The organism is Kitasatospora sp. NPDC001540 (assembly GCF_042894345.1).
Taxonomy (GTDB): domain Bacteria; phylum Actinomycetota; class Actinomycetes; order Streptomycetales; family Streptomycetaceae; genus Kitasatospora; species Kitasatospora phosalacinea_C.
This window is the reverse complement of record NZ_JBIAVO010000006.1, coordinates 207,054-222,288: the sequence shown is the minus strand read 5'-3', so window position 1 is coordinate 222,288 and position 15,235 is coordinate 207,054. Positions and strand designations below refer to the sequence as shown.

At 74.3% G+C, this 15,235-nt stretch carries 15 protein-coding genes and 1 tRNA gene; 9 read left to right on the top strand and 7 right to left on the bottom strand.

Annotated features, from left to right (window positions below; all coding sequences use genetic code 11):
- Positions 1-6 precede the first annotated feature (6 nt).
- A complete protein-coding gene (locus ACFY00_RS10960) occupies positions 7-171 on the bottom strand; it encodes a hypothetical protein (protein WP_157845508.1) in 165 nt (54 codons plus the stop codon).
- Positions 172-446: 275 nt separating this feature from the next.
- On the opposite strand from ACFY00_RS10960, the gene ACFY00_RS10955 reads away from it, so the two are divergent.
- From ACFY00_RS10955 to ACFY00_RS10945, 3 genes are all read left to right on the top strand, one after another.
- Complete coding sequence (locus ACFY00_RS10955) at positions 447-1,391, top strand: ABC transporter ATP-binding protein (protein ID WP_388029659.1); 945 nt, start codon at positions 447-449, stop codon at positions 1,389-1,391.
- On the top strand, positions 1,388-2,197 hold the full coding sequence (locus ACFY00_RS10950) for an ABC transporter permease (protein WP_388029657.1): 810 nt from the start codon (positions 1,388-1,390) through the stop codon (positions 2,195-2,197). The genes ACFY00_RS10955 and ACFY00_RS10950 overlap by 4 nt, the downstream gene beginning before the upstream one ends.
- A 224-nt stretch (positions 2,198-2,421) precedes the next feature.
- Positions 2,422-2,907, top strand: coding sequence for an ATP-binding protein (locus ACFY00_RS10945; RefSeq protein ID WP_388029656.1), 486 nt, complete (start codon positions 2,422-2,424; stop codon positions 2,905-2,907).
- A gap of 13 nt (positions 2,908-2,920) precedes the next feature.
- On the opposite strand, the gene ACFY00_RS10940 is transcribed toward ACFY00_RS10945, so the two are convergent.
- The 4 genes from ACFY00_RS10940 to ACFY00_RS10925 all read right to left on the bottom strand — a co-directional run bounded on the left by ACFY00_RS10940 (position 2,921) and on the right by ACFY00_RS10925 (position 5,791).
- Positions 2,921-3,412 carry an HPP family protein gene (locus ACFY00_RS10940; RefSeq protein WP_388029654.1) on the bottom strand — a complete coding sequence of 164 codons (492 nt, stop codon included), beginning with the start codon at positions 3,410-3,412 and terminating at the stop codon, positions 2,921-2,923.
- Between the two features lie 159 nt (positions 3,413-3,571).
- The gene (locus ACFY00_RS10935; RefSeq protein WP_388029653.1) at positions 3,572-4,177 is read right to left on the bottom strand and encodes a CGNR zinc finger domain-containing protein; all 606 of its coding nucleotides are present in this window, start codon (positions 4,175-4,177) and stop codon (positions 3,572-3,574) included.
- 91 nt (positions 4,178-4,268) lie between these two features.
- Complete coding sequence (locus tag ACFY00_RS10930; protein WP_388029651.1) at positions 4,269-5,552, bottom strand: MFS transporter; 1,284 nt, start codon at positions 5,550-5,552, stop codon at positions 4,269-4,271.
- Positions 5,553-5,718: 166 nt separating this feature from the next.
- Positions 5,719-5,791, bottom strand: a tRNA-Arg gene (locus ACFY00_RS10925).
- A 365-nt stretch (positions 5,792-6,156) separates the two neighbouring features.
- Between ACFY00_RS10925 and ACFY00_RS10920 the strand changes: the two genes are divergently transcribed.
- A complete protein-coding gene (locus ACFY00_RS10920; protein ID WP_388029649.1) occupies positions 6,157-6,918 on the top strand; it encodes a polyprenol monophosphomannose synthase in 762 nt (253 codons plus the stop codon).
- Between the two features lie 73 nt (positions 6,919-6,991).
- Positions 6,992-7,894: a YhjD/YihY/BrkB family envelope integrity protein gene (locus ACFY00_RS10915; RefSeq protein WP_388029646.1), complete on the top strand. Its 903-nt coding sequence runs from the start codon at positions 6,992-6,994 to the stop codon at positions 7,892-7,894.
- Between the two features lie 120 nt (positions 7,895-8,014).
- On the opposite strand, the gene ACFY00_RS10910 is transcribed toward ACFY00_RS10915, so the two are convergent.
- A complete protein-coding gene (locus ACFY00_RS10910; RefSeq protein WP_388029643.1) occupies positions 8,015-10,213 on the bottom strand; it encodes a serine hydrolase in 2,199 nt (732 codons plus the stop codon).
- Positions 10,214-10,513: 300 nt separating this feature from the next.
- On the opposite strand from ACFY00_RS10910, the gene ACFY00_RS10905 reads away from it, so the two are divergent.
- From ACFY00_RS10905 to ACFY00_RS10895, 3 genes are all read left to right on the top strand, one after another.
- Positions 10,514-11,242 carry a GPP34 family phosphoprotein gene (locus ACFY00_RS10905; RefSeq protein ID WP_388029641.1) on the top strand — a complete coding sequence of 243 codons (729 nt, stop codon included), beginning with the start codon at positions 10,514-10,516 and terminating at the stop codon, positions 11,240-11,242.
- Between the two features lie 446 nt (positions 11,243-11,688).
- Entirely contained in the window at positions 11,689-12,546 is an 858-nt protein-coding gene (locus tag ACFY00_RS10900; RefSeq protein ID WP_388029639.1) for a helix-turn-helix domain-containing protein, read from the top strand.
- A complete protein-coding gene (locus ACFY00_RS10895) occupies positions 12,543-12,749 on the top strand; it encodes a DUF397 domain-containing protein (protein ID WP_388029637.1) in 207 nt (68 codons plus the stop codon). The genes ACFY00_RS10900 and ACFY00_RS10895 overlap by 4 nt, the downstream gene beginning before the upstream one ends.
- Before the next feature lie 88 nt (positions 12,750-12,837).
- Here ACFY00_RS10895 and ACFY00_RS10890 read toward each other — a convergent pair whose 3' ends face one another.
- Positions 12,838-13,941: an ADP-ribosylglycohydrolase family protein gene (locus ACFY00_RS10890; protein ID WP_388029635.1), complete on the bottom strand. Its 1,104-nt coding sequence runs from the start codon at positions 13,939-13,941 to the stop codon at positions 12,838-12,840.
- Positions 13,942-14,134: 193 nt separating this feature from the next.
- On the opposite strand from ACFY00_RS10890, the gene ACFY00_RS10885 reads away from it, so the two are divergent.
- The gene (locus ACFY00_RS10885; RefSeq protein ID WP_388029633.1) at positions 14,135-15,235 is read left to right on the top strand and encodes a tyrosine-protein phosphatase; all 1,101 of its coding nucleotides are present in this window, start codon (positions 14,135-14,137) and stop codon (positions 15,233-15,235) included.

Below are 15,235 nucleotides of genomic sequence, written 5' to 3'. Positions count from 1 at the left end.
CCCGAATTACTCGGCCGAGACCTCGGCGACGGAGTTCGACACCGAGCTGAAGCTCGACACCGGGCAGGCGGCGGAGAGCAGGGAGGAGACGGAGACGCCGCCGTTGACGGTGTCCAGCTCCTCGACCTCGATGTCGAACTGCTCGTCCTTGTTGATCTCGTTCTGCGCCATGGGAGGCTCCTTCGGTTGCGCGGCTCCGGCCCGCCGGTCGGGTCGGTCGCCTCGGTTTCCCTTTCCGCCGTTCGCTCCCCGGTCCGGCTTTCGCTTTTCCGGTTCCGCTCTCGGCGATGTCTCAACTATGACCGGGTTCCGAAAATCCGTGCAGTAGGAGATGTCAGATTCCGCGGGGCGTAAATGTCACCACCAGATATGACATTTTGCATGTGTTCTGACCTGCGGCGATACGCTACTTGCCGTTCCCGGCCCGCACCCGTCACGCTGCATGCATGACACCTCTTTCCGAGAAATCACCGGCCGTGGAGGTAGTGGATCTGCGGCGCAGTTACGGAGAATACGAGGCGGTGCGCGGCATCTCCTTCTCCATCGCCCGCGGCGAGCTGTTCGCCCTGATCGGCACCAACGGCGCGGGCAAGACCAGCACCCTGGAGGTGCTGGAGGGGTACCACCCGCCGACCTCGGGCCGGGTCCGGGTCCTCGGCCTGGACCCGTTCGCGGCGGGCCCGCAGGTCCGCCGCCGCACCGGCGTGATGCTCCAGGAGGGCGGGTTCTTCAAGGAGTTGACGGTCAAGGAGACCGTGGACTGCTGGCGCTCCTTCACCAGCCGGGCCCGGCCGACCGCCGAGGTGCTGGCGAAGGTCGGCCTGGAGGCGAAGGCCGGCACCCGGGTCGCCCAGCTGTCCGGCGGCGAGCGCCGCCGCCTGGACCTGGCGCTGGCCGTGCTGAACGACCCGGAGCTGCTGTTCCTGGACGAGCCGACCACCGGCATGGACCCGGAGGCCCGGCGCGCCACCTGGCAGCTGGTCGAGGAGCTGCGCGCGGCGGGCACCACGGTGCTGCTGACCACCCACTACCTGGAGGAGGCCCAGCAGTTGGCCGACCGGGTGGTCGTCATGGACCGCGGGGTGATCGCCGCCGCGGGCACCGTCGCCCAGGTGCTGTCCGGCCGCGGCGACCTGATCAGCCTGCCGCTGCCGCCCGGCCGCGACCTCGCCGCGCTGCCCGAACTGCTGGGCGCCGCCCCCTCGTTGGCGGACGGCCGGGCCCTCTACCGGGTGCCCCGCTCGGCGCCCGCACTGGCCGCGCTGCACGCCTGGGCGGCCTCCCACGGCGTCGAACTAGACGGCCTGGAGGTGCGCTCCGGCTCGCTGGAGGACGTCTTCCTCGACCTCGCCGACCGCCACTCACCCATTCCGACGGGAGCGTCCCGATGAGCTGGTCCGCTTACGCCAAGGGGCAGTTCGCCCTGTCCTGGAAGGTGTTCTGGCGCAACCGGCGCTCCACCTTCATCGGGTTCCTGCTGCCGGTGCTGCTCAACCTGGTGATCGCCGCACCGCTGCGCGGGAAGGAGATCGGCGGGGTGAACGCCGCCGGGTACGTGGCGGTGGGGCTGCTCGGGCTGGCCCTGGTCACCTCGTTCGTCAACCTGCTGGGCAGCGTGGTGTCGCGCCGCGAGGAGCTGGTGCTGAAGCGGCTGCGCGGCACCGAGTGCCCGCCGAGCGCGGTCCTGGCCGGGCAGGTGGGCGCGGGCGGGGTGGTGGTGCTGATCCAGGCGCTGGTGCTGGGCGGCGTCGCGGTCGGCTGGTTCGGGGCGCCGCTGCCCGCCGACCCGGTGCTGCTGCTGCTCGTCCTGCTCGGCGGCCACCTGCTGTTCTCGGTGCTGGCGGTGGCCCTGTCGGGGGTGACGCCCTCGACGGAGTCCGCGCCGCTGGTGGCGACGCCGGTGCTGGTGCTGTGCATGTTCGGCGCGGGCGTGTTCACCCCGGTCGCGGGCCTGCCCGACTGGCTGCGGGGGCCGTCCGGCGCGCTGCCGCTCTCCCCGGTGGTCCGGGGGCTGCGCACCGCCTGGTTCGGCCGCGAGTTCGGCGCGGAGACCTGGGCGGGCGGCCCGCTGCGGCACCTGGACCTGGTGCACGGCTGGACGTCCGCCGGGCCGTCGCTGCTGCTGCTCGCCGCCTGGCTGGCCGCGGCCGCGGTGCTCTCCCGGCGCCTGATGCGCTGGGAGCCGCGCCGCGGCTGACCCGCCGCCGACCGCCCGCGCGTCGCGGCCGTCCACTGCCGCCGGTGAGCGCCGCCGCCTCGCCTCCGACCGACCCGCCCGTCCCGAAGTGCCCCTCCACCTGGGGACTTCCGACCGTGGCGGGCCGTCGGCCGGTCACCGGATGCTGAATGGTGCGGGCCGCCCCCTGTCGTGGGCCTGGCGTCCCGTCCTGCTCCCTGCCCGCCACCCACCGGAGGCCCGTGATGTCCCGAAGTCGACCGCGACTCAGCCTGTTGACGCTCGACAGCACCCCCGAGTCGGTCGCCGGAGCCCGCCGCCACACCGCGCAGGTGCTGCAGTGCTGGCAGGCCCGGGTCGAACTCTCCGACGCCGCCCGGTTGGTGGTCTCCGAGCTGGCCACCAACGCGGTCCGGGCCCGCTGCGACCCGAACGGGTTCACCCTCTCCCTGGTGCTCCAGGACGGCGCGCTGCTGGTCCAGGTCGGCGACCGGGACCCGTGTCCGCCCCGCCCCCGGACGGCCGGCCCCGACGCGACCGGCGGCCGCGGCCTGCATCTGGTCGGCGAACTCTCCTCCCGCTGGGGCTACTACCGCACCCCGCCGCAGGGCAAGGTCGTCTGGGCCGAACTCCCCGCCGCGGAGGGCTCCGGGCCGGGCGCCCGCACCACCGTGGTCGACGTCCGGCTGCCCGCGCTCCCGACCGCCCCGCCGCCCGTCGAGCGGCGCTGACCCCCGGGGCGCTTCACCAGGCCGCGGGGTAGCGCACCGGATGGCCGCCGACCCGGTGCGGCAGCAGGCCGAACAGCACCAGGACGGCGGTGGCCAGGGCCAGCAGCGGCAGGAAGACCACCGGCCGCGGCGACTGCAGCACCACGATCACCGCGGTCGCCGCCGCGGGCGAGTGCGGCACGTGCGCGAGCAGCATCGCCACCAGCGCCAGCCCGCCCGCCACCGCCGCCGCCCACGGCCCCGGCCCGGCCACCGCGAGCACCAGGAACCCCACCACGGCGGACAGCAACTGCCCGCCCACCAGGTTCCGCGGCTGCGAGATCGGCAGCCCGGGCGCACCGTGCACCAGCGCCGCGCTCGCCGCCAGCGGCGGGATCAGCACCGGCTGGTGCAGCGCCACGCCGACCGCGACCAGGACCAGCAGTGCCCCCATGGCAAAGCTCCCGGCCCGCATCGCGTGCCACGTCCGGCGTCCCAGCGAGGCGGCGTTCGGGGTGGTGGGCATGCGGAACCTTCCTGAGCAGCGGATACGCGTTCCCAGGATCCTAAACAGACTGTTGACGTTTCAAGAACAGGGTTGCCTGCTAGGCAAATCTGCGGACAGCGTCACGGCTCCTCCGCCCGGCCCACCCCGCCGGCGCCCCCGCCCCGGCGGCCCTCCGGGTCAGTCCGCCGGGGCGGACGGCCCGGACGCCTCCGCCTTGCGGGCCCGGTGGGCGGCCACGTAGTGGCGGTTGGCGCAGGCCGAGGCGGAGCACCAGCGGCGGCGGCGGCCGCGCGAGGCGTCCAGGTAGACCAGGTCGCAGGTCGGGCCCTCGCACTCGCGCAGCAGCTCGCGGTCCGGGGAGCCGAGCAGCCGGACGGCGTCCTGGGCGACGGCCCCGAGCAGGTCGGCGAGGACGGGCGGGGTGGCCGTCCGGCAGTGCAGGCCCGCCCCGGGGGTGCGGGCCAGGCGCAGCGCGAGCGGGCCGGTCGCGGCGGTGCGGTTGAGCGCGGCCAGGTCGTCCTCGGTGGCGCCGGTGCCGTCGAGTTCGGCGTGGACGATCCGGTGGAGGCGGGTGCGCAGGGCGCGGAAGGCGTCCGGTGCCCCGGCGTCCAGGTCGAGCGGTTCCCCGGCGGGCACCACGCCCGCGCCGCGCAGCCAGGCGTCCAGGCGGGCGACGCCGTCGAGCCGTTCGACCGGGCTCGACGAGAGGTTGCCGCCGACGGTGGCCAGCAGGTCGAGGCAGATCCGGCCGGTGTCGAAGCGCAGGTCGGTGCTGGTGCTCACGGGACGTTCTCCTTCTCCTGTTCGGGGGCCGGGTCACCGGCTCCAGGGGGCGATGCTGCCACGGCGCGGCGGGCGCGGGGGGCGTGGGCGGTCACGCCCGCGCCGGGAGCTTCGGTTCGCGCGGCATGACGAGCGCCGCCAGCGCGGCCGGGAGCGCGCCGACCAGCAGCAGCACCGCCGGCCAGGACGCGGCGGACAGCACGGCGGGGACCAGCAGCGGGGTGACGAAGGCGCCCGCGAAGACCAGGGTGTTCTCCAACCCCAGTGCGGCGCCCACCCGTTCGGGCCCGGCCATGGTGGCGATCTCGGCGTAGTGCACGCCGTGCCAGCCGCAGGCGAGGACGCCGGAGACCACCAGCAGTCCGGCGACCAGCCAGGACGGTCCGGACTCCAGGAGGGCGGTGGCGGTGAACCCGGCGGCGATGGTCCAGCTGTAGACGGTGACCAGGGTGCGGCGGTGGCGTCCGCCGCGGCGGTCGGTCCAGCGTCCGCCCCAGACCCGGGAGACGCCGCTGAGCACCTGCACGGCGACCAGCAGGACGGCGATCGTGCCCAACGGCACGTGCTCGACGGTGTGCAGGAAGACCGAGCCGAAGGTGAGCACGGTGAACTGCGGCAGGTCGAGCAGGAAGGCGACGCCGGCCACCCGCCAGATGTCCTTGCGCCGCAGCGGGTTGGGCGCCTGCGGCGCCGTGCCGTCCCGGCCCGTCGCTCCGGCCGCCGGGGGCTCGTCCAGCCAGAGCGCCACGGCGAGGGCGGCCAGCAGCGAGCAGGCCGTCAGGAAGGCGAAGACCCAGCGGAAGCCGCCGTCCACCGCGAGCGGGGGCAGCACGGCCGCGCCGACCGCCCCGCCCGCCGGGACGGCGGCCACCCGGAGGCTGATCGCGAAACCGCGCTGGCGGGCCGGGAACCAGCCCATCACCGCCCGGCCGGACGCCCCGTTGACGGAACCGCCGAGGCAGCCCGCGAGGAAGAGCACCACCGCCAGCGCCGCGTACGAGGGGACGGCGCCCGCGGTGGGGGTGAGGAACAGGGTCGCGGCGGCGAGCGCCAGGGTGGTGCCGGTCAGGCCGGTGATCAGCACCCTGCGCTCACCGATCCGGTCCGCGGCCAGCCCCCAGAACACATCGGTGGCGAACGCCCCGCAGGTGACCGCGGCCAGCACCAGCCCGAGCTGCGAGGGGGTGAGCCGGTAGGCGTCCTGCAGCAGCGGACCGGCGGTCGGCAGGCCCTGGAAGGCGGCGCTGAACGCGGCCTGCGCGGCGATCCCGATGCCGAGGACGCCCCACTTGAACCGCGGGGTGTGCTCCTTCCCGCTCCGGCCGACCAGCGGCCCGGCGGCGGCCGGGAGGGGTAAGGCGAGTTGTCCGGTCACGGTGCGCTCCTGGAGGTGCGGGCGCGGGGTCTCCCCCGGCACGACGGTGTAAGCATTCAAAACCCTTACTGACCCCAGGGTGACGCCCTTCCGCCCCCGACGCAACCCCCGTCCGCGAACGCCGCAGGCCCCCACCCGGACGGGTGGGGGCCTGCGGTGGTGCGCGTGCCCCAGACAGGAATCGAACCTGCGACACCGGCTTTAGGAGAGCCGTGCTCTATCCCCTGAGCTACTGAGGCGGGCGGTCAGCGGACCGGCTCACAGCCTAGCGGATCGGCTCCCCGTCCCGGTGCCCCGTTTCCGGGAGGACGGGAGGGAGGGCCGGCGGGCGGCCGGGCCGGAGGGGCCGGGTGCGAAGTAGCCGGATCCATGGGCGCGATACGGCGCCGTGCCGTAGAAGTAGGAACCGCCTGCTGTCCGGTCAGGTCCGGGGTACGCCGGCCCGAAGCGCTCCGGCGGGCTGACGCGCCCGCCGCGGTCCGGGCGGCGGCGTCCGCCGTCGCGACCGCGCCGCCGGTGCCCGGAGCACCCCGCGCGGTGGCCTACCGTGGGGGCACGCGCATGTACGCCGCCCTGGTCAGCCGCTCGTGAAAGGCCCCCATCTGTGAGCACCTCCCCGGAGACCCCGTTCGCCGGCCTCGGCAGGATCCTGGTGATCATCCCGACCTACAACGAGGCCGAGAACGTCGAACGGATCGTGTCCCGCGTCCGCGCCGCCGTCCCCGAGGCGCACGTCCTGGTCGCCGACGACAACAGCCCGGACGGCACCGGCAAGCTCGCCGACGCCCTCGCCGCCGACGACGACCACGTGAAGGTGCTGCACCGCAAGGGCAAGGAGGGCCTCGGCGCGGCCTACCTGGCCGGGTTCCGCTGGGGCATCGACGACGGCTACGACGTGCTGGTCGAGATGGACGCGGACGGCTCGCACCAGCCCGAGGAACTGCCCCGGCTGCTGACCGCGCTGCGCAGCGCGGACCTGGTGCTGGGCTCGCGCTGGGTGCCCGGCGGCGCGGTGGTGAACTGGCCGAAGTCGCGGCTGCTGCTGTCCAAGGGCGGCTCCACGTACTCCCGGCTGATGCTGGACGTGCCGATCCGGGACGTCACCGGCGGCTACCGGGCCTTCCGCAAGGAGACCCTGCTCGGCCTCGGCATGGACCAGGTCGCCTCGCAGGGCTACTGCTTCCAGGTCGACCTGGCCTGGCGCGCGGTGAAGGCCGGGTTCAAGGTCGCCGAGGTGCCGATCACCTTCGTCGAGCGCGAGCACGGCGCCTCGAAGATGAGCCGCAACATCGTGGTCGAGGCGCTGTGGCGGGTCACCGCCTGGGGCGTGAACGACCGGATCGCCAAGCTCACCCGGAAGAAGTAGGCGCCGGGCTCCGCCCCGCGGGCCGGGTGACGATGGAGGTTCCCGGCCCGGCGGAGCTTGCGGAGGTTGCGGCGTGACAGAGTCACTGCGACGAGCGGAGCAGGACCCGGCCCCCGGCCGGTGGGAGTCGGCGAAGCAGCGGGCGGCCCGGCTGACGGAGTCCGCCAAGGGCGCCCCCGAGCGGATCCCGCTGGTCGGGCGGGCCGTCAGCAACCTGATCCGGGTCAACCTGCTGGACAACGCGACCCGGCTGGCCGCGCAGGCCTTCCTGTCCGCGCTGCCGGCCCTGTTCGTGGTCGCGGTGTTCGCCCCCGCCACGCTGAAGCAGAGCGTCACCGGCTCGCTGCGCGAGCAGCTCGGCCTGGTGGGCCCCGCCCAGCAGCAGGTCCAGCAGCTGATGAGCGCCCAGGTCGACGGCACCACCCAGAGCATCGGGGCGCTCGGCGCACTGGTCACCCTGGCCTCCGCGACCGCGCTCAGCCGGGCCCTGCAGCGGGTCTGCGAGCGGGCGTGGGAGATGCCGAAGAACAGCGCCCGGCTGGCCCTGTGGCGCTGGGTGGTGTGGCTGCTGGGCTGGCTGGTGTTCCTGGTCGTGCAGGTCCCGATGCGCAAGGGCTTCGGCGCCGGCCTGTGGCTGGGCCTCCCGCTGACCTTCGTGGCCTCCACCGCCGTGTGGTGGTGGACCCAGCACCTGCTGCTCGGCGCCCGGATCCGCTGGTACCCGCTGCTGCCCGGCGCCCTGCTGTGCGGCCTCGCCGAGGTCGGCCTCGGCATCGCCTCGAAGGTCTACCTGCCGCACGCGATGACCGCCTCGGTGGACAAGTTCGGTCCGTACGGGGTGGTGTTCACCGCGCTGTCCTGGCTGATCGCCCTGTTCAGCGCCGTCACCCTGGCCCTGGTCCTCGGCCGGGTGCTCTCCGAGGAACCCGCCCTCGCCCGCCGCCTCGGCACCCGCACCGAGCGCGGCCGCTGGTAGCCCGGCCGCTGGTAGCCCGGCCGCGGCCGGCCCGGCGGCCCGCCCCGAGAAACGCCGAACCGGCCCGGACGGATCGTCCGGGCCGGTTCGCGCGTCACCCCCGCGGCGCGGGCCCCGGCCTCAGCCGAGGCGCAGCAGCCGGGAGCCGATGGACGCCGGGGCCAGGTCCGACCGCAGCGTGACCGGCACCTCGACCCGGCCCTCGCCCTCGCCCGCCGCCAGCGTGCCGACCTGGGTGCCCGCCGCCAGGGTGTGCGCGATCTTCCCGACCGGGGTCAGGGTCAGGTGCGCGGTGACGCCGTTCCAGCCCGCGACGGTCAGGTCCTTCGCCGCGACCAGCGGCACCCTGCCGCCCACGCCGTCGTCCACGTAGCCGACCACGTCGCCCTTCCTGGCCAGCGTCTGCCCGGCCAGCGCGGCCTGCGCGGCCACGTTGATCCGCTGGCTCGGCGGCTGGGCGGCGCGCACCAGGCTCATCTCCTCCTTGGTCTGCGGCTGGCCCAGCGTCACGCCGAGGATCATCCGCTGCTCGCCGCCGATCTCCTTGACCGCCGCCCACATCAGGCAGGACTGCGCGGGCGTCGACGAGCCGGTCTTCACGCCGATGTTGCCGTTCTTCCCGAGCAGCGCGTTGGTGTTGTAGATCCGCTGCCCGTTGAACCGGGTGTCCGGCTCGGCGACGATCTGCTTGAAGATCTCCATCTGCATGACCTTCTCGGCCAGCTTCAGCTGGTCCTTCGCGGTCGACTTGGTGTCGTTGACGTACCCGGCCGGGTCCGCGTAGGTGGTGTTGACCATGCCGAGCTGCGCGGCGGTGGCGTTCATCTTCTTCACGAACTCCGCCTCGCTGCCGGAGTCCCAGCGCGCCAGCAGCCGGGCCACGTTGTTGGCCGACGGCAGCATCAGCATCTCCAGCGCCTCGTACTCGGTGAGCTGCTGGCCCTCCTTCAGCGTCACCGTCGACTCGTCGCCGTTGCCGGACTCCTGCGCGGCCTGCTGGTCCACCGTGATCACCGGGCCGCTCTCCCCCTTCTTCAGGGGGTGCGCCTGCAGGATCAGGTACGCGTTCATCACCTTGGTCACCGACGCGATCGGGACGGGCGTCTCCTCCCCCGACGACCCCAGGCTGCCCACGCCCACCACCTCGGCCGCGGCCTGGCCCTTCGTCGGCCACGGGATGTTCGGCCGCTCCCCGCCGAAGGTGAACGAGTCCGTCAACGAGAGCTTCGCCTTCGGCGCCGGCAGCGGACGCAGCAACTGCGCCGCCACCAGCACGCCCAGCACCACCGCCAGGAACGCGCCCCAGATCGCGACCCGCTTCAACGCCCGCCGCAACGGGGAGACCGGACGGGCGCTCAGCCCCTTCAGCACCTCCAGCGCCTCGATCGTGCTCTCCGGCCCGGGCTCGGCGGCAGCGGGCGCGACGGGAGCCGCGGCAGCGGCGGGCACGGCAGCCGGAGCGGCCAGGGGCACGGTCCTGGGGTCGGACTTCGCCACCTTGGCGACCGGCTCGGTCCTGGGCTCGGGCTTCGCCACCTTGGCGACCGGCTCGGTCCTGGGCTCAGGCTTCGCCACCTTGGCGACCGGCTCGGTCCTGGGCTCAGGCTTGGACTTGGCCTCCGCCTCGGACGCGGGCGCGACCGGCGCCGTCTTCGCCTCCGGCTTCCGGGGGTCCTCCTTGGGCAGCCGCAGCATCACGGTCTGCTCGGGGCGCTCCTTGTCGACCCGCAGCGTCATCGTCGGCTCGGGCTTCGCAGCAGGCGCGGGCGCGCCCTCGCCATCGGCCTCCGCCCCGGCTTCCGCCTTCTCGTCCCTGGCCCCGGCCTCGCCCTTCTCCTTCGGCAGGTCCGACAGCCGCAGCATCATCGTCGCCCCGGACTTCGCAGCAGGCGCGGGCACGCCCTCGCCATCGGCCTCCGCCTCCGCGGCCTCGGCCTCCTCCTTCGGCAGGTCCGACAGCCGCAGCGTCATCGTCGGCTCGGGCTTCGCAGCGGGCGCGTCCTCCTCCTCGTCCTCCTCGTCCTTCTCCGGGAGGTCCGACAGCCGCAGCGTCATCGTCGGCTGGGGGCCGGTCGATTCCGTCTCGGATTCCGGGACGTCCTCGTCCTGAGGGGTGGGACGGGAGGCGGCGAGGGCGGCGCTGGACTCGGGGAGGTCGGCGGGGAGGCGGGGGTCGCCGGCACGGGTGTCCGCATCGCGGACGCGCAGGTGGACGGTGCCGTTGCCCGCGGCGCTGTCGCCGGGTTCGCGCGGGGTCTCCTCGGTTCCGGCCGACCGCTGCTCGCCGTCGGGCCGCTCGCTCTTCGGGGACTCGCCCACGTAACCCACTCCTCCTCGTCCGCCCGGCACCGCCGGTCCGATCACACAAGCTGGTTTTTTTCGGGCGGGTTCTCGACCCGGCCCAGCACCTGTACAGTCTCCGGCACCGAGCCCGCAAGGGCCCGTCGTACCCCGCCCGACCGGCGGTTTTTCCCGCCCGTACGGGGCGTTGCCCGGTGGGACGCGGAGCCGTCGGACGGCGGTTCCCGCCTGTCCGGGCAAGGTCACGATTCGGAGGCGTACTCGACAAGCCCGTGTGAGAGGCGTCACCCTGTCATTCATCCACGCGGGGAGGCTTGGATGGGCAGAGGCCGTCGAACCATTCCTGAGGAGCTCCTGTTGCTCGCGCTGGACCCGGCCACGGGTACCACCGCGCAGCCGCAGACCCTCGACCTCGGACTTGCCGGGGCGCAGCTCGTCGAGCTGTCCTTGGCCGGAAGGATAGTCCCGGACGGGGACCGGATCGCCGTGGTGGTGCCACGGCCGACCGGCGACCCGACCCTTGACCACGCATTGGAACTACTGCGCCGGCGCGGCAGCCCGGTGCGCGCCGCGCACTGGATCGGCGGCCCGCGACTGGGCCTGCGGCAGACGTACCTGGCGCACCTGGAGCGGTGCGGCATGGTGACGGCGGTGCCCGGGCAGGTCTGCGGGGTGCTGCCGACGACGCGCTACCAGGCGTCGGACGACTGCACCAACGCGGCGATCAAGCAGCGGCTGGACACGGCGATCCGCACCGGCGTGCCGCCGGACCCGCGGACGGCGGCGCTGGCGGCGCTGGCGCACGCGGTCGGCCTGGGCAAGCACCTGTACCCGGGCAACGAGGGGCGCTCCTCGCGCTCCCGGCTGCGGGACCTGATCAGGTACGACCCGCTGGGCGGGATGGTGGCCCACGCGGTGATGGACGTGCAGAACGGTCTGCCCGCCCAGCAGCAGCAGGGCAGGTCGGCGCCCGCGGGTTCGCGCGGTCCGGCCGGTCGTCCCGCCGCCGCGGGGCGCGGCGTGGCCAGTCGGGTGGGCGCGCGATGAGCGGCGCACGCCGTTAGCGTTCGGTTCGACCAGAGGGCGGGGGGGGGGGGGGGGGGGGGGCCCCCCCCCCCCCCCCCCCCCCCCCGCGGCCCCCCCCCCCCCCACCCCCCCCCCCACCCCCCCCCCCCCCCCCCCCCCCCCCGGCCGCCGGCGGGGGGGGGGGGGGGGGGGGCGGGCCCGCCCCCCCCCCCCCCCCCCCCCCGCCCTCGGTCGTTCCCGGGCCCGGAGGCCCCCCAAGTGCCGTTCATCGCACGGAATCCCCATTAGCGGGTGGGCGCGCCGTTGGCAAGGGCAGGCATCCCGATTGAGCTATTTTCAAATGATCTGTTCCACTGCGGTACTGCGATTCCTGGGCACGGACCGCAGTTGAGGTGGCATGCTGCACAGCGTCAGGGGGGTTGGTACCAATTACCGCACTGTTGCCAGAAGTAGGGCCGGAGGTCGATGTGTCCGCCAGCGTGAACCCGACGGTTCGCCGCCGCAGGCTCGGTGCCGAACTGCGGCGCCTGCGCGAACTCAGGGGGATGACCGCCGAAGAGGTGGCCGGCCGCCTGATGGTCTCCCAGTCGAAGATCAGCCGACTGGAGAACGGCCGCCGCTCGATCAGCCAGCGCGACGTGCGCGACCTGTGCGACGTCTACGAGGTCGAGGACGAGCGGGTCCGCACCGGGCTGATGGAGATGGCCAAGGAGTCGCGCCAGCGCGGCTGGTGGCACGAGTTCGGGGACATCCCGTACAGCGTGTACATCGGGCTGGAGGCGGAGGCCTCCTCGATCCGGGCCTACGAGTCCTCGTTCGTGCCGGGGCTGCTGCAGACCCGCGAGTACGCGGAGGCGGTGGTCGCGGGCACCCAGCCGGACACCGACCCGACCGCGATCCGGCGCCGGGTGGACGTCCGGCTGAAGCGGCAGCACCGGATCCACGGCGAGGACCAACTGGGCAGCCTGTGGGTCGTCATAGACGAGGCCGTGCTGCGCCGCCAGGTCGGCGGCAAGCGGGTGATGGCCGAGCAGTTGTACCAACTCGTGGAACTGGGCGAGCGGGCGAACATCAACTTGCAGGTCATCCCGTTCACCCACGGCTCGCACCCCGGCATGACCGGGACATTCTCCTTGCTGGAGTTCCCCGAGTCAGCGGATTCGACGGTCGTCTACTTCGAAGGAGTGACGAGCGATCTCTACCTGGAGAAGGAAGCCGACGTACGCCGCTATACCAATCTGTACGACCACCTGAGGGCCGCGGCGCTGAGCGTCGCGGAGAGTCGGTCGATGATCGCCACCATCGCAGAGGAGTTCATGAAATGAGCAAGGCCACCGAGAGCCTGACCTGGCGCAAGAGCAGCTACAGCGGGGGCAACGGCGCCTGCGTGGAGATCGCCGTACCGGGTTCGGCCTCGATCGCGGTCCGCGACTCCAAGGACCCGCAGGGCCCGCAGTTGCGCTTCACCGGAGCGTCCTGGGCCGCGTTCGCCGCGGCGGCCGGTGCGGGCCGCTTCGGCGAGGTCTGACCCACCGCAGGACCGCACGCAGGTGCCCGCCGCTTCCCGCGCGGCGGGCACCTGCGCGTCCGGGGTCGAAACGGCCGGGACGGCCGGGTCAGGCGGTGGCGGCGGGGTAGCGCTCGGCCCAGGCCTCGGTGCCGTGCAGTTCGGGGCCGTGCAGCAGTTCCAGCACCAGGTCGTCGGCGAGTTCCAGGATCGTGCCGCGGCCCTCCAGCTCGGCCAGCAGGTCCGGCGGGAGGGCGGTCTCGCCGTGCAGGGCGCCCAGCAGGTTGCCGCAGATCGAGCCGGTGGAGTCGCTGTCGCCGGAGTGGTTGACGGCCAGCAGCAGGCCGCTGCGGACGTCCTCGGCGACCAGCGCGCAGTACAGGCCGATGGCGAGCGCCTCCTCGGCGACCCAGCCCTCGCCGAGCTCCTCGACCCGCTCGGGGGACGGCGCCCCGGCCCGCACCGCGTCCAGCGCGGCGCGCAGGGCGGCGGTGGTCTCCTCGTGGCCGGTGCGCTCGGAGAGCAGGGCCAGCGCCAGGTGCACGCCCTCCTCCGGGGTGCCGCCGCGGGCCACCGAGTGGACGATCACCGCGAACGCCCCGGCGGACAGGTAGCCGGTGGGGTGGCCGTGGGTCAGCACCGAGCACTCGACGGCGAGCTGGAAGACCAGGGCCGGGTCCCAGGCGGTGAGCAGCCCGAACGGGGCGGCCCGCATCACGGTGCCGCAGCCCTTGGAACCCGGGTTGCGCGGCTCCTCGACGGTCGGCAGCGGCCCGTTCTCGGTGCCCGCCAGGCCGGACAGGCAGGCCTGGCCGGGGGCGCGGCGGGCGTACAGCCACTCCTGGCGGCCGAGCCAGCCCAGGTCCGTGCGGCGCTCGTCCGGGCCCCAGTCCTGCTGGGTGGCGTACCAGCGCAGGTAGGCGCGGTGCACGTCGGACGGCGGGTGCCAGGCGCCGCCGTCGCGGTTGACGTGGGAGCGGATCAGGCCGTCGACGGTGAACAGGGTCATCTGGGTGTCGTCGGTGACCGCGCCGCGCCGCCCGTACGCGGGGACGTAGCCGGTCACCCCGGCCCCGCCGTGCGCCTCGCGGATCTGCTCCAACTGCTCGAACTCGATGCCGCCGCCGAGCGCGTCCCCGATCGCCCCGCCGAGCAGACAGCCCCGGACCCGGCTGCGGAAGTCCTGCTGCTGAGCGCGTGACCACAGGGGCATCACGGGACGGAACCTTTCGGTCGGCGGCACGGTCCACCGCCCGGACCGGACGCCCGGGCGGTAGACGCACCTTATTCGAAGAGCCGCGCGAAGAGGCGGCCCGCCCCGAACGCCGATTCGTTCAACCCGTCGTCGGAACCACGACATCCGCAGGCCACCGGCCCAGCGGTCGGTGTGCCTACGGTCGGCGTCCATGACCTCCCCCCGCACCCGGCTGGTCGCCGCGGCCGCCCTCACCGCCGCGCTGACCGTCGCCGCCCCCGCGCTCGCCACCCCCGCGCTCGCCGCCCCGTCCGCCGCCTCGGCGCAGCACGCGGCGCGCACGATCCCGTTCACCGCCGCCACCGCCGCCCAGCAGGCCGACGGCGGCTTCACCCTCAGCTGGACCGCGCCCGGCGCCCGGCACGTCACCGTGTACGCGGGCACCGACCGGGAGCACGTCGCGCACCGCCGGGCCGTCGCGTCCGGCGCGGGTAGCGCCACCGTCACCGTCTCCGGCCTCGGCGCGGCCGACCGCTGGTACTTCGAGCTGGTGCCGGACCGGGGCGCGCCGCTGGTGGTCGCCGACCGCTCGCTGCACCTGGCCTCCGCCCCCAACTTTCGCGACCTGGGCGGCTACCGGACGGCGGACGGCCGGTGGGTGGAGCTCGGCCGGGTGTACCGCTCGGACGACCTGTCGAAGCTGACCGACCAGGACCTCGCCAAGCTGCAGCGCCTGGGCATCCGCACCGTCCTCGACCTGCGCACCCCCGCCGAGCGGCAGGCCGCTCCCGACCGGCTCCCGGCGGGCGCGCGGAGCGTCTCCGCGAACGTGCTGGGCACCGCCGACACCGGGCAGTTCGACGTCGGCAGCCCGCAGGCCGCGGTCGACGCGATGATCGCGGGCGAGCGCACCATGGTCTCCGCCGACAGCGCCCGCGCCGCCTACGCGCAGCTGCTGGACGCCGCCGGCGGCCGCGGCGCCGTGCTGTTCCACTGCACCGCGGGCAAGGACCGCACCGGCTGGGGCGCGGCCGCCCTGCTCACCGCCCTCGGCGTGCCGCAGGAGACGGTGCGGGCCGACTACCTGGCGTCCAACACCTACCGGGCCCAGGCCAACGCCGCGGCGCTGGCCCAACTGCCGCCCGCCTACCAGGCGGTGTACCGGCCGCTGCTGGAGGTCCGCCCCGAGTACCTGGCCGCGGGCTTCGACGAGGTGCGGGCCCGCTACGGCGGCTTCGACGCCTACCTGGAGGGCCTGGGCGCGGACGCGGAGGAGCTGCGCCGGGACCTGCTGGTCGGCCGGGTCGGCTGA